10 protein-coding genes are annotated in these 14191 nt (G+C 70.9%); 5 read left to right on the top strand and 5 right to left on the bottom strand.

Annotated elements, in window-relative coordinates:
• Window positions 1–20: 20 nt before the first annotated feature.
• The 3 genes from cydD to AAT21_RS16235 form a co-directional block, all read right to left on the bottom strand.
• On the bottom strand, window positions 21–3602 hold the full coding sequence (gene cydD / locus AAT21_RS16225; RefSeq protein WP_046777613.1) for a thiol reductant ABC exporter subunit CydD: 3582 nt from the start codon (window positions 3600–3602) through the stop codon (window positions 21–23).
• An 81-nt stretch (window positions 3603–3683) separates the two neighbouring features.
• The gene (gene cydB, locus AAT21_RS16230; RefSeq protein ID WP_046777614.1) at window positions 3684–4685 is read right to left on the bottom strand and encodes a cytochrome d ubiquinol oxidase subunit II; all 1002 of its coding nucleotides are present in this window, start codon (window positions 4683–4685) and stop codon (window positions 3684–3686) included.
• An 18-nt stretch (window positions 4686–4703) separates the two neighbouring features.
• Window positions 4704–6209 carry a cytochrome ubiquinol oxidase subunit I gene (locus tag AAT21_RS16235; protein WP_046777615.1) on the bottom strand — a complete coding sequence of 502 codons (1506 nt, stop codon included), beginning with the start codon at window positions 6207–6209 and terminating at the stop codon, window positions 4704–4706.
• 187 nt (window positions 6210–6396) lie between these two features.
• Between AAT21_RS16235 and AAT21_RS16240 the strand changes: the two genes are divergently transcribed.
• Window positions 6397–6765 carry a cyclophilin-like fold protein gene (locus AAT21_RS16240; protein ID WP_046777616.1) on the top strand — a complete coding sequence of 123 codons (369 nt, stop codon included), beginning with the start codon at window positions 6397–6399 and terminating at the stop codon, window positions 6763–6765.
• A 102-nt stretch (window positions 6766–6867) separates the two neighbouring features.
• Here the strand turns inward: AAT21_RS16240 and hisC are convergent, their stop codons facing one another.
• Window positions 6868–7947, bottom strand: a complete 1080-nt coding sequence (gene hisC, locus AAT21_RS16245) for a histidinol-phosphate transaminase (protein ID WP_046777617.1) — start codon at window positions 7945–7947, stop codon at window positions 6868–6870.
• A 361-nt stretch (window positions 7948–8308) separates the two neighbouring features.
• Between hisC and AAT21_RS16250 the strand changes: the two genes are divergently transcribed.
• From AAT21_RS16250 to AAT21_RS16260, 3 genes are all read left to right on the top strand, one after another.
• Window positions 8309–9424 carry a LacI family DNA-binding transcriptional regulator gene (locus AAT21_RS16250; RefSeq protein ID WP_030028209.1) on the top strand — a complete coding sequence of 372 codons (1116 nt, stop codon included), beginning with the start codon at window positions 8309–8311 and terminating at the stop codon, window positions 9422–9424.
• Window positions 9425–9685: 261 nt separating this feature from the next.
• Window positions 9686–11005: a metallophosphoesterase gene (locus AAT21_RS16255; RefSeq protein ID WP_079025842.1), complete on the top strand. Its 1320-nt coding sequence runs from the start codon at window positions 9686–9688 to the stop codon at window positions 11003–11005.
• A 149-nt stretch (window positions 11006–11154) separates the two neighbouring features.
• Complete coding sequence (locus AAT21_RS16260; RefSeq protein ID WP_046777618.1) at window positions 11155–11973, top strand: membrane protein; 819 nt, start codon at window positions 11155–11157, stop codon at window positions 11971–11973.
• A gap of 21 nt (window positions 11974–11994) precedes the next feature.
• Here AAT21_RS16260 and AAT21_RS36830 read toward each other — a convergent pair whose 3' ends face one another.
• The gene (locus tag AAT21_RS36830) at window positions 11995–12759 is read right to left on the bottom strand and encodes a hypothetical protein (RefSeq protein WP_157879724.1); all 765 of its coding nucleotides are present in this window, start codon (window positions 12757–12759) and stop codon (window positions 11995–11997) included.
• A 319-nt stretch (window positions 12760–13078) separates the two neighbouring features.
• On the opposite strand from AAT21_RS36830, the gene AAT21_RS16270 reads away from it, so the two are divergent.
• Window positions 13079–14167 carry a glycosyltransferase gene (locus AAT21_RS16270; RefSeq protein WP_046777619.1) on the top strand — a complete coding sequence of 363 codons (1089 nt, stop codon included), beginning with the start codon at window positions 13079–13081 and terminating at the stop codon, window positions 14165–14167.
• The last annotated feature ends 24 nt before the right edge of the window (window positions 14168–14191 follow it).

The following is a 14191-nucleotide window of genomic DNA, read 5'->3' on the forward strand; positions in this document are numbered from 1 at the left end:
TTGAGCCTAGTTAGTCCCCATTAGGCGGGAAAGTTGGCCAAAGTCCGGTCGGTTTCCCGTTCCCGCTCCAGCATCCGGCGCAGCGGCCCCTCGACGGCGGCCAGCTCCGCGTACTCCCCGCGCTGCACAACCTCGCCGCGGTCCAGCACGAGCACCTCGTCGACCGCCTCCAGGCCGGCCAGCCGGTGCGTGATCAGCACAGTGGTCCTGCCCTCCGTGGCGGTCAGAAGGTCCGCGGTCAGGGCGTCCGCCGTGACCAGGTCCAGGTGCTCGGCCGGCTCGTCCAGGACCAGTACGGGGAAGTCCGCCAGCAGCGCCCGGGCCAGGGCCAGGCGCTGGCGCTGGCCGCCCGAGATCCGCTCGCCGTGCTCGCCGACCAGCGTGTCCAGCCCGTCCGGAAGGCCGTCCGCCCACTCCAGCAGCCGGGCCGCGGCCAGCGCGTCCCGTAGCTGCTCCTCGCTCGCCCCGGTCCGGGCCAGCCGGAGGTTCTCCCGGACCGAGCTGTCGAAGAGGTGCGCGTCCTGGGCGCACAGGCCGACGAGCGCCCGTACGTCATCACTGTCGAGTGTGCGCGCGTCCACACCGGCCAGGCTGTAGGAGCCCTCGGCCGGGTCCAGGAACCGGAGCACGACCTGGGCCAGCGTGGTCTTGCCGGAGCCCGAGGGGCCGACGACAGCGATGCGGCGGCCGGCCTCCAGGGTGAGGTCCAGCCCGCGCAGCGCGTCACGTTCCTGGCCCGGGTGGCGGGCGGTGAGTCCGGTCAGCCGGAGCGGGAAGGGCGAGGCGGGAGCAGCGGCGGGCTGCTCGGGCTCGGCGACGGGGACGGGCGCGTCGATGACCTCGTAGACCCGTTCGGCGCTACGGCGCACCCGCTGGCGGTACTGGACGGCGAGGGGGAGTCCGCTCACCGCCTCGAAGGCGGCGAGGGGCGTCAGAACCGCGACGGCCATCGCGATCCCGGACAGCCGTCCGTCGTGGACCGCGTTCGCGGCGACAGCTGCGGCGGCCACGACCGTGAGCCCGCACACCAGGGCGGACAGTCCGCTGCCCAGCCCGCCGGCGGTGGCGCCCCGCGCGGCGATGCGCGTCAGCACACCGTCGCTCTCCCGCGCCCGGCCCTTGCGGTCCGCCAGCGCCCCGGCCACCGTCAGCTCCGCGGTGCCGGTCAGCAGGTCGGCCACCCGGGTGGCGAGTTCGCCCCGGGCGGGCGCGAGCCTGCGCTCCGCACGGCGGGCGCAGGCGCCGCTGACCAGCGGCACCCCGATACCCGCGGCGAGCAGGCCGACGGCGAGCACGGCCCCGGCCTCGGGCAGCAGCCACGTGGTGAAGGCGACGGAGCCTGTTCCGACGAGCACCGCGGTGCCGACGGGCAGCAGCCAGCGCAGCCAGTAGTCCTGCAGGGTGTCGGCGTCGGCGACCAGCCGGGCCAGCAGGTCTCCGCGCCGGTGTTCGCGCAGTCCGGCGGGCGCGATGCGCTCCAGCCGCCGGTACACCGACACCCTGAGGTCGGCGAGCATCCGCAGGACGGCGTCGTGCGAGACGAGCCGCTCGGCGTACCGGAAGACGGCGCGGCCCAGTCCGAAGGCCCGCGTCGCGGTGACCGCCACCATCAGATAGAGGACGGGGGGCTGTTCGGAGGCCCTGGAGATCAGCCAGCCCGACACTGCCATCAGGCCGACGCTGCAGCCGACGGCCAGCGCCCCGAGCAGCAGCCCCAGCCTGAACCGTCCCTGCCATGCCTCCGCCACCGCCCGTACCCGGCGCAGCGGATCCGCGCCGCCGGTGTCGGACGCACCGCCGCCGGTCCGCACCCGCTCCGGGGCGGAGCCGAGGATCCACTCCCCGGCGTCCGGGCCGAGGCCGTCGGGGAAGGGCTCCCCGGCTTCCGTCCCGGCCCTTCCGGGGTGGGGGAGCGGTTCTTCGGGCAGCGCGAGCCCGGAGAGCGGCTCGCCCGGCACAGGACCGGCCGTCATACGGACCACCCGGTCCGCGACGGCGAGCAGGGCCGGCCGGTGCACGACCAGCAGCACCGTCCGTCCCGCGCAGAGCCGCCGCACCGCGTCCACGATCCCCGCCTCGGTCTCGCCGTCCAGCGCCGCCGTCGGCTCGTCCAGCAGCAGGACCGGCCGGTCCGCCAGGAAGGCCCGGGCCAGTGCCAGCCGCTGCCGCTGCCCGGCGGACAGGCCGACGCCGCCCTCGCCCAGCAGGGTCTCGGCGCCGCGCGGGAGCGCGGACACGAACTCCCAGGCTCCGGCGTCCTTCAGGGCCGCGGTCACCTCGCCGTCACCGGCCCCGGGCCGGGCCAGCCGTACGTTCTCGGCGACGGTCCCGGCGAACAGGTGCGGCCGCTGCGGCACCCACGAGATCCGCTCCCGCCAGTGCTCCGGTGACAGCTCGGCCAGGTCCACGCCCGCGATGCGGACCCGCCCGGCGGTCGGCCGCACGAATCCCAGCAGCACCTGGAGCAGCGTGGACTTGCCGGCCCCGCTCGGGCCGGTGAGGGCCACGCACTCCCCCGGTGCGACGGTCAGCGATACCGGCCGGGGTGAGTCCTCGTCCCGGCCCTCGTACCGGACGGCGATCCCGTCGATCTCGATCCACAGGGGAGTGCCGGCCGGCAGTCCCGCCGTACCGGCCGGACCGGCGGCGGGGGTCTCCAGGACCTCGAAGATCTCCTCGGCGGCCGCCAGTCCTTCCGCAGCCGCGTGGTACTGCGCCCCCACCTGTCGCAGCGGCAGGTAGGCCTCGGGCGCCAGGATCAGGATGACCAGCCCGGTGTAGAGGTCCAGTTCGCCGTGGACCAGTCGCATGCCGATGGTCACGGCGACCAGCGCGACCGACAGGGTCGCCAGCAGTTCCAGGGCGAAGGACGAGAGGAAGGCGATGCGCAGTGTCCGCATCGTCGCCCGCCGGTAGTCGTCGGTGATCTTGCGGATCGACTCGGCCTGCGCCTTGGCCCGGCCGAAGACCTTCAGTGTGGGGAGCCCGGCCACCACGTCGAGGAAGTGCCCGGACAGCCGCGACAGCAGGCGCCACTGGCGGTCCATCCGGGACTGGGTGGCCATACCGATGAGGACCATGAACACCGGGATCAGGGGGAGGGTGACCACGATGATGGCCGCCGACACCCAGTCCTCGGTGACGATACGGGCGAGCACCGCCACCGGCACCACGACCGCGAGCCCCAGCTGGGGCAAGTAGCGGGAGAAGTAGTCGTCGAGCGCGTCCACGCCCCGGGTGGCCAGCGACACCAGCGACCCGGTCCGCTGTCCGCCCGGACGCCCGGGACCGATCTCCGCGGCCCGGTCCAGCAGCCGGCCCCGCAGTTCCGACTTGACCGCCGCGCTGGCGCGGTGCGCGGCCAGCTCCGTCAGCCATGCGATCAGAGCGCGGCCCAGCGCCACGGCCGCGAGCAGCAGCAGCGGCGTGCGGAGCGCAGCGCTGCCGAAGCCCTGCTCGAAGGCGCCCACCACGATCTCGGCGATGAGCATCGCCTGGCCGACGACCAGCCCCGCCCCGGCCAGCCCGAGGGCCACCACCGTCCCCAGGAAGAGGCGGGTGGAACGGGCGTACCGGAGCAGGCGCGGGTCGATCGGTTTCACGTGAAACATCCTCCGAGGGAGGGCCGGCCGGGCCGGCGGGTCGGGCGGCGCGAGGAGACGGGCGAGTTCACCGGCACGGAATCAGTGCGCGTCGACGATGTGCTGCGTACCGATCCGCTTGCGGAACACCCAGTAGGTCCAGCCCTGGTAGAGCAGAACGAGCGGGGTGGCTACGGCGGCGCACCAGGTCATGATCTTCAGCGTGTAGGGGCTGGACGAGGCGTTGGTGACGGTGAGGCTCCAGGCCGCGTCGAGCGAGGAGGGCATCACGTTCGGGAAGAGCGTCAGGAAGAGCATCGCGACGGCCGCCGCGATGGTGATCCCGGACAGTGCGAACGACCAGCCCTCGCGCCCCGCCAGGTTGAAGCCGAGCGCCCCGAGCAGGGCCAGCACCGCGACGGCCATCGCGACCAGGCTCTTGCCGTCGCCGCGCGAGACCTGGGTCCAGATGAGGAAGACCAGGGCGAGTACAGCGGTGACGAGGCCCAGCACGGTCGCCGTCCTACGCGACCGCTCCCGGATGTCACCGACCGTCTTGAGCGAGGCGAAGACCGCGCCGTGGAAGGTGAACAGGGTGAGGGTGACCAGCCCGCCGAGGACCGAGTAGACGTTGAGCAGGTCGAGGAAGCTGCCGACGTACTCCTTGTTCTGGTCGATCTTCACTCCGCGCACGATGTTGGCGAAGGCCACGCCCCAGAGGAAGGCGGGGATCAGCGAGGTCCAGAAGATCGCGTGCTCCCAGTTGGTCTGCCAGCGGTCCTCGGGGCGCTTGTGCCGGTACTCGAAGGCCACCCCGCGGATGATCAGGCAGATCAGGATGAGCAGCAGCGGCAGGTAGAAGCCGGAGAAGAGGGTGGCGTACCAGTCGGGGAAGGCGGCGAAGGTCGCACCGCCCGCCGTGAGCAGCCAGACCTCGTTGCCGTCCCACACGGGCCCGATCGTGTTGATCAGAACCCGCTTCTCCGTACGGTCGCGGGCGAGCAGCTTGGTCAGCACGCCGATGCCGAAGTCGAAGCCCTCCAGGAAGAAGTAGCCGGTCCACAGGACGGCGATCAGCACGAACCAGACGTCGTGGAGCTCCATGGTGCGTTCTCCTCAGCCTCAGTACGAGAAGGCCATCGGCCGGTCGGGGTTCTTGTCGTCCCCGCCGATCTTGGTGGGCGGGTTGAGGTCGGCCTCGGTGAGCTCCGGCGGGCCGAGCTTGACGTACTTGACGAGGAGCCGGACCTCGATCACGGCGAGCACGGCGTAGAGCAGGGTGAAGCCGATCATCGAGGTGAGGACCTCGGCCTGGGAGACGTTCGGCGAGACCGCGTCCCGGGTTCGCAGGACTCCGTAGACCACCCACGGCTGACGGCCCATCTCGGTGAAGATCCAGCCCCAGGAGTTGGCGATGAGGGGGAATCCCATGGTCCAGAGGGCGACGATCCAGTAGAGGTTGCCGATCCTGGGGCTCAGCGCCTTCTTGAAGAGCACCAGGTGGGGGACCTCGTCCTCCCCGGTGCGCAGCCCCGGCGGGAGCAGGAACTTCCTGCGGGTCAGCCAGAGGCCCAGCATGCCGATACCGAGCGAGGCCATGCCGAAGCCGATCATCCAGCGGAAGCCCCAGTAGGCGACCGGGATGTTGGGCCGGTAGTCGCCCGGTCCGAACTTCTCCTGTTCGGCCTTGTTGACGTCGTTGATGCCCGGGACGAAGGAGGTGAAGTCGTCGTTGGCCAGGAAGGACAGCAGACCCGGGATCTCGATGGCCACCTTGTTGTGGCCCTTTTCGACGTCGCCGTAGGCGAAGACGGAGAAGGGCGCGGGGGCCTCGCCGTCCCAGAGGGCCTCGGCGGCGGCCATCTTCATGGGCTGCTGCTTGAACATGACCTTGCCGAGCAGGTCACCGCTGATCGCCGTGCCGAGGCCGGCGATGATCAGGACGACCAGGCCCAGGCGCAGCGAGCTGCGCATCACCGGAACATGCTTCTTGCGCGCCAGGTGGTAGGCGGAGATGCCGGCCATGAACGCACCGCCGACGAGGAAGGCGGCCGTGATGGTGTGGAAGAACTGGGTGAGCGCGGTGTTCTGGGTGAGCACCAGCCAGAAGTCGGTGAGCTCCGCCCGGCCCCGCTCCTCGTTGATCCGGTAGCCGACCGGGTGCTGCATCCAGGAATTGGCCGCCAGGATGAAGTAGGCGGACAGGACGGTGCCGATGGACACCATCCAGATGCAGGCCAGGTGGATCTTCTTGGGCAGCTTGTCCCAGCCGAAGATCCACAGTCCGATGAAGGTGGACTCGAAGAAGAAGGCGATCAGCGCTTCGAAGGCGAGGGGGGCGCCGAAGATGTCACCGACGAAGCGCGAGTAGTCGGACCAGTTCATGCCGAACTGGAACTCCTGGACGATGCCGGTGACGACACCCATCGCGATATTGATCAAGAAGAGCTTTCCCCAGAACTTCGTGGCCCTGAGGTACTTCTCCTTCTCGGTGCGCACCCAGGCGGTCTGCAGGCCGGCCGTAAGGGCGGCGAGCGAGATCGTCAGGGGCACGAAGAGGAAGTGATAGACGGTGGTGATGCCGAACTGCCATCGCGCCAGGGTTTCTGGCGCCAGAGCCAGGTCCACGTCCTCGTCTCCTTCGTGTCGCCGTGATCACAGCGGCAGCCTGCTTTCCGAACCCGCCGATTCCGGGAGGAAGCACACACGCTTGTGAACGCGTTCACATTCACAAGCATTATGGCGCATCGCATTCGGCCACCTTCCAGCGGGGTACCCCTAGCCAATCGATTCAACAGATTGTTGAATCTGGCTCATGCAGATTCGAATCTCCTGGCCTGCGGGCCAGCTCACCGCAACCCTCGACGAGACCCCGACCAGCAAGGCGCTGGCCGAGGCTCTTCCGATCTCCGCCTCCGCGAACACGTGGGGCGAGGAGGTCTACTTCGACACCGGTGTCTCCGTGGCCCTGGAGGACGACGCCCGGCAGGTCGTCGAGCCCGGCACGGTCGCGTTCTGGACCGAGGGCGACGCCCTCGCGCTGCCCTACGGCCCGACGCCGATCTCGCGCGGGGGTGAGAGCCGCCTGGCGAGCCCGTGCAACGTGCTCGGCTCGTTCGACGGCGACCCCCGCCTGCTGTCCACCGTTCGCGACGGCGATCCCGTCCGCGTGGAACTGGCCTGAGACTCCCGCCCCACCCGTCCGCGCGGCGCTCCCGCCGGCCGGACGGCCGCGGCCCGCGCCGCCGCCGGAACCCGCGCGGCCGCCGGACCCGCGCCGCGGAGCCTAGAGCTCCTTGAAGAACGCCTCCGCCGTGTGCAGGAAGAGGTCGTTCGCCTCGGGCTCACCGATCGTGACCCGAAGGCCCTCGCCCGCGAAGGGCCGGACCACCACACCGGCCTTCTCGCAGGCCGCCGCGAAATCGAGGGTCCGCTCGCCCAGGCGCAGCCACACGAAGTTCGCCTGCGTGTCCGGCACGGTCCAGCCCTGCGCCAGCAGCGTCGAGTGGACCCGCGCACGCTCGCCCACCAGCGCACCGACCCGGCCCATCAGTTCGTCCTCGGCGCGCAGCGAGGCCACCGCCGCGTCCTGCGCGAGCTGGCTGACGCCGAAGGGCACCGCCGTCTTGCGCAGCGCCGCCGCCACCCGCTCGTGCGCGACCGCGAATCCGACCCGCAGACCGGCGAGCCCGTACGCCTTGGAGAACGTCCGCAGCACGGCGACGTTGGGGCGGTCGCGGTAGAGCTCGATGCCGTCCGGGACGTCCGTGTCGCGCACGAATTCGCGGTACGCCTCGTCCAGGACCACCAGGACGTCCGAGGGCACCTGGTCCAGGAAGCGCTCCAGCTCGGCCCGGCGCACGGCGGTGCCGGTGGGATTGTTCGGGTTGCAGACGAAGATCAGCCGCGTCCGCTCGGTGATCGCCGCGGCCATGGCGTCCAGGTCGTGCACATCGCCCTCGGTCAGCGGGACCTGCACCGAGGTCGCACCCGAGATCTGCGTGATGATCGGGTACGCCTCGAAGGACCGCCAGGCGTACATGACCTCGTCGCCCGGGCCCGCCGTGGACTGGATCAGCGACTGGGCCACGCCCACCGAGCCGGTGCCCGTGGCCACGTGCTCGACCGGCACGCCGAACCGCTCGGCGATCTCGTTCACCAGTCCGGTGCAGGCCATGTCCGGGTACCGGTTGAAGGCACCCGCAGCCGTGACGGCGCTCTCCAGCACCCCCGGCAGCGGCGGGTACGGGTTCTCGTTCGAGGACAGCTTGTACGCGACGGGCCCGCCCGCGGCAGCCGGCTTTCCGGGCTTGTACGTCGGAATGCCGTCCAGCTCGGCGCGCAGCTTCGGGCTCTTCTCGCTCACCGCAGGTCCTCCTCGACCGTCCCGTCCGACGTCGCCGTCGACTCAATACTGCTCACCTTATGAGGATTCCGCTCTCCCGAGAATGGGGGCGCCTGGATTGCGGGGGAGCGCGCGCATATATGCGCGCGCCGGTGGCCTGCGCCGTGGCGCGCATCCCTCGTGCAGGTGAGTTGCGGCCGACACGAAAGCGCGCCGTTTTGGCATGCCCGGTCCCGTCGACAAGCCCCACCGCCAGCATGTGCGACCAAACGCCTTTATTTCCAAGGTCATTGGGGGTGGCAAACCATGCAGAAACGTGCCTGTCAACGCGTGCATATGCACCCGGACCGCCCACCCCACCGAGCCCTACTATCGGCTCGCCATGACAGCAGCAGGGAAGCACCAGGTGAGCCGGACCGAGACCACCCGGCGGGCCGCCGGCCGACAGGGCCGGGCCGGCATCAGGGACGTGGCCGCCGCGGCGGGCGTCTCCATCACGACCGTCTCCGACGCGCTCAATGGCAAGGGACGGCTGCCCGACGCCACCCGCCGCCACGTTCGCGAAGTAGCCGACCGGCTGGGCTACCGCCCGTCGGCCGCCGCCCGCACCCTCCGTACCGGAAAGTCGGGCCTCATCGGCCTGACCGTGACGACGTACGGGGATGAACCTTTCACCTTCACCGAATTCGCCTACTTCGCCGAGATGGCCCGGGCCGCCACCTCGGCGGCGCTGGCCCGCGGATACGCCCTCGTCATCCTCCCCGCCACCTCCCGCCACGACGTGTGGTCCAACGTCGCCCTCGACGGCACCGTCGTCATCGACCCCTCCGACCACGATCCCGTCGTCACCGAGCTCGTCCGCCAGGGCCTGCCCGTGGTCTCCGACGGCCGGCCTGCCGGCTCCCTCCCCGTCACCGCCTGGGTCGACAACGACCACGAGGCCGCCGTGCTCGGCCTCCTCGACCACCTCGCCGCCGCCGGCGCCCGCCGGATCGGGCTGCTGACCGGCACCACCACCGACACGTACACCCGCCTGTCCACCACGGCCTACCTCAACTGGTGCGAGCGCGTCGGCCAGGACCCCGTGTACGAGTCCTACCCGGCCCACGATCCGTGCGCGGGCGCCGTCGCCGCCGACCGGCTCCTGGCCCGACCCGACCGCCCCGACGCCGTCTACGGTCTCTTCGACCCGAACGGCACCGACCTGCTCGCCGCCGCCCGCCGCTACGGCCTGCGCGTCCCCGAGGACCTGCTGCTCGTCTGCTGCAGCGAGTCCACCGTGTACGCCAACACCGAGCCGCCCATCACCACGCTGTCCCTCAAACCGCGCCGCATCGGCACCGCCGTCGTGCAGCTGCTCATCGACGCGATCGAGGGCGTGGACACCGGACGGCCGGTCGAACAGGTCGTCCCGACCGAGCTGATCATCCGCACCTCTTCGCAGCGCAGGCAGCCCCGAACGACCGTCAGCCCACCCCGGTCTCCGGCCCAGGACTGACCGCCGGACCGTCCGGTCGGCCTGTTCGGCGGGTCGTCCGGAATTTCAACAACCGGCAATATCGGGCAAAAACGGTAGGAACGATACGCTCCGCAAAGGATTCACCACCCCTGGTGCGTCACACAGCGCGAGCCGCATTCCTATGATGGGCGCACGACATCACGGACCCTCCTCCCAGGAGGTCAGGAGGGTCCGCAGGTGTACGGCAGCGCGACGGTGGTGGAGGGGTCGATGACTCAGGGGGCCGGTCAGGGACCCGCGATGCGGACGGAGACGCTGCGGGACTTCCGGGTGCCAGTCACCGAACCCGCCGCCCCGTACGCCGTATCCACCGGTCTGCCCGACGAGGCTCCCGTGTACGGCGAGTACCCCGCGTACTACGAGGACGGCGCACGGGCCGCCGTGCCGCCCCAGCCCGGGTACCTGCCGCAGCCGCCCGCGGCGCCGGCCCCGCAGCCCGATCCGCACCGCGAGCAGCAACACGAGCAGCACCGCGATCCGCGTCACGACTCCCGGCAGGACCCCCGGCAGGACCCGCGCCCCGAGGGGCACCCGCACGGGCGTCCCCAGGGTCCCCCGCAGCCCCACGCGCACACCGAGGCCGAACCGGTGCACTCGATGACCAAGGGCCCCGAGGAGGACGAGCCCGAGGGCTACACCCCGACCTACCGGGACCTCCCCGTCATCGGCCGTGCCCCGCTCGGCGGCCCCGGCGACACCGTCCAGGTCCAGTACATCCCGCAGGACGCCGCCGGCCCCGGCCCGCTGTACGTCGTCGGCGACGTCCACGGCTACCTCGACGAGCTCGTCACCGAGCTGCGCGCCCAGGGCCTGATCGACGGGGAGGGCCGCTGGTCCGCGGGCAACGCCCGGCTCTGGTTCCTCGGCGACTTCACCGACCGCGGCCCGGACGGCATCGGCGTCATCGACCTCGTCATGCGGCTGTCCGCCGAGGCGGCCGCGGCCGGCGGCTACTGCAAGGCCCTGATGGGCAATCACGAACTGCTGCTCATCGGCGCCAAGCGGTTCGGCGACACGCCCGTCGTATCCGGCGCCGGCACCGCCACCTTCCAGGCCGCCTGGCTGCTCAACGGCGGCCAGCGCACCGACATGGAGCGCCTGCAGGACGTGCACATCCAGTGGATGTCGAGACTGGACGCGGCCGTGCTGGAGGAGGACCACCTGCTGCTGCACTCCGACACCACGGCCTACCTCGACTACGGCGACTCCATCGAGGACGTCAACGACACCATCCACGAGCTCCTCAACCGGGGCGACGTCGACATCACCTGGGACCTCTTCCGGAAGTTCACCAAGCGCTTCGCGTTCCGCGACGAGGAGACCGGCCCGCAGGCCGTCCGCGAACTGCTCGACACCTATGGCGGCAGCCGCGTCGTGCACGGCCACAGCCCGATCCCGTACCTGCTGGGCGAAGTGGGCACCGAGGACGGCGACGAGTCACGCGGACCGGAGGCCGTGGACGGCCCGCACGTCTACGCGGACGGCCTCGCCATCGCGATGGACGGCGGGGTGACCATGGCAGGCAAGCTGCTTGTCGTACGGCTTCCGCTGAGCGACTGAGAGCTTACGCAGAGGGGTATTTCCGGAAAGCCCCTGTCACGGCGCGGTGTGGTCGCTCTACCATCGCACTATCCGTAGCAGGCTCTCCTCCGTTTCAGCCGGCACCCGGGTCTACGCGCGGCAAACCGGCTTCTACGGAGCATCGGGGGATGCACATGACCAGCGCTCCGCACCTGCTGACCGAGGACCGGCCCGAATTCGACCGGCTCATCGACGAAGCACTGCGCGCCGCAAGCGAACGGCCCGAACTCGCCACGCTCGGCGAACGGCTGAACGCCGAACAGCTGCGCACCATGGCCCAGGGCGCCAGCGCCCTGCTGGCGGCTGCCGCAGCCGCCGAGTACGGCCACTACGTGAAGGTCCGCGAGGAACGACGCGACGAGACGCTCTACGCCCCCGGTACGACGGGGGACGAGGACGGTGACGGGAGCAGCGGCGCCGGCGCGGGCGTCAGCGCCGTGGTCGCGGTCCTCGCACCGGTCCTGGCGGGCACCGCCATGCTGATCTTCCTGCTCGTCGGCTACATCCTGAAGATGGTCGAGCCCGAACCGGCCTTCGCACAGACCATGGTGACGGCGGGTTGGCTCTTCGGGGCGCTCACCGCGGCCGCCCTCCTCTTCGCCGTGATCGGGCTGCTGGTCACGGCCGTCCGCAACAGCGCGACCGAGGTGGCGGCGGACGAGACCGAGGCGATACCCGACGAGGTGGCGCGGGCCCGCGAGGCCTGGCGGCACGCCCTGCTGGAGCGCGGCATCATCCCGTTCCTGCGGGACGCTCTGGCCGATCCGAGCGCCGGCCCGGGCTTCCCGACCCCCCGTACGCCAGGGGCCGGGCGCATCCCCAGTCTGGGGTACACCCGGCCCGACTTCACCAGCCCGGGAACCCCTTCGCAGGGGTCCCCGCCCGGCTACACGTCACCGGACTTCACCAGCCCGGACTTCGGCGGTCCGGAGCAGAGGCCGGAGTAACGGCTCCGGCCCGCTCCGCGGCTACTTCAGCTCCTTCGGCAGGTGGTTGGGGTCCATCGGGAGAACCGGCTGCGCGGCGGCCCGCAGCGGCGGCGGCGGGTCGCCCGGGTTGGGCTGCGGTACTCCGAGGTTCCACACCCCGTCGCACGTGAGCGTGTCGGGGGTACCCGGGACCACGTTGCAGAACGTCTCGTAGATCTCGCCCGTCTGGGTGATCACTTCGATCTCCAGCCGGTTGGCCTGGTGGGAGAGGGAGACGGCACAGGCGCCCTCCGGATACTCGCCCTCCTCGTTGGTGGTGAGGTCGTACCAGATCCAGGGCCCCAGCGTGGTGTTCTGGACCTCCCGGACGCCGGCGTACGTGATGCCGTCCGGGGTGAGCGCCGCCTTGAACTCGCGGTCGTTGTTGTCCCGGACGGCGTCGATGTCCACGCACGTGCCCGGCCCGGTCGGACCGGTGGGCCCCGTCGCGCCGGTCGCACCCGTAGCACCGGTCGCGCCCGTGGCGCCGTCGGCGCCCGGCTCGCCACGCGGACCCGTGGGGCCGGTCGGACCCGTCGGACCGCGCTGGCCCTCGCACTTGTCGCCGCCGCCGCGGGGGCCGGCCTCGACGTCCGCCGCCCTCGGATCCTGGCTCGAGCTCTTCTTCGTCGTGCAGTCACCGCCGCCGGCGGGGCTCTCCGACCGGACCGTGGCGGCCGACTGGACGGTCTGCGCGGTGGCGAACGCCGGGCTGGCGATGCCCGCCATCACCAGGGCCAGTGACGCCAGCGTGCCTCCCTTCACCACAGCACTCCGCCTGGCGACCGGGCCAAGGGGTGACCTGGTCCTGTTCACGGGGCTCATATACGCCGCTCCTTCTCGAAACCGAATCGAACGATGGGCGATCGGCCCGGACGGGCCGCCTCGCCCATAGTCGGTAAATCGGATTGAAGGAATGAGACGCCTCGCATCGCCGTCATCTCATCGGACGAGCAAGAGACCCCCAATGGCGGCTCTCATCGCGCCTTCCTTGCACCCCCTTGGCCCGATCCCTACGGTCGCCTCACGGTCGTCTTCACCACCACCGTGGACGGGATCCTTGAAAGCCAAAATCTGCCTGAACATGATCGTAAAGAACGAGGCTGCGGTGATCAGGCGCTGTCTCGAATCCGTACGTCCTTTGATCGACACCTGGGTGATCGTCGACACCGGGTCGACCGACGGCACCCAGGAGATCATCCGGGAATTCTTCGGTGATCTCCCCGGGGTCCTGCACGAACGCCCCTGGAAGGGATTCGACGGCAGCCGCAGCGAGGCGATCGACCTGGCCCGCTCCAGCGCGGACTACCTGCTGTTCATCGACGCGGACGACGTGATCGAGGTGGACCCCGGATTCCGGATGCCGGAGCTCACCTTCGACGCGTACGGCGTCGCGGTGCACCACCAGCCCGTCATCCACTGGCGGCCGGCCCTGGTCTCCACCCGGTTGCCCTGGAAATACGTCGGTGTGCTGCACGAGTACCTCGATTGCGAGGAATCCTTCACCCGGGGGGCTCTCGAAGGCTTCCATATCCGCATCGTCGGCGGCGGAGCCCGCCAGGGCGAAGGCGGTGACCGGGAGAAGTACCTCCGCGACGCCGGGATCCTCGAAAAGGGCCTGCTCGATGAACCCGGGAACGCCCGCTACGCCTTCTACCTGGCCCAGAGCTGGCGCGACGCGGGCGAGCCGGAGAAGTCCCTGGCCGCCTACGACCACCGGGCGGGCATGGGCGGCTTCGCCGAGGAGGCCTACTGCGCCCGGCTCTACGCGGCACGCCTCGCGGCGAGCCTCCAGCGCCCGTCGGCCGAGGTGATGGACCGCTACCTCCGGGCCCACGAGAGCCGTCCCGGGCGGGCCGAGGCGCTCGGCGATCTGGCGCGCCTGTGCCGTCTCGACGGCCGCTTCCCGCTGGCGTACCTGTTCGCCCGTCAGGCGGCGCGGATCCCGCGGCCGGACGACATCCTGTTCGTCGAGTTCGACTGGTACGAGTGGCGCGCGCTCGACGAGCTCGCCGTGTCCGCCTACTGGGTCGGCGCGTACGAGGAGTCGCTGCGGTGCTGCGAGCGGCTGCTGCAGGAGGGCGGGCTTCCGGAGAGCCAGCGTGAACGGGTCGTGGAGAACCGCGCGTTCGCCCTCGGCAAGCTGGGACCGGAGTACCAGGTGGTGGCCTGACGGTCCCCGCTCCGCACGGCCGAG

Source organism: Streptomyces yangpuensis, assembly GCF_001005295.1.
Taxonomy (GTDB): domain Bacteria; phylum Actinomycetota; class Actinomycetes; order Streptomycetales; family Streptomycetaceae; genus Streptomyces; species Streptomyces yangpuensis.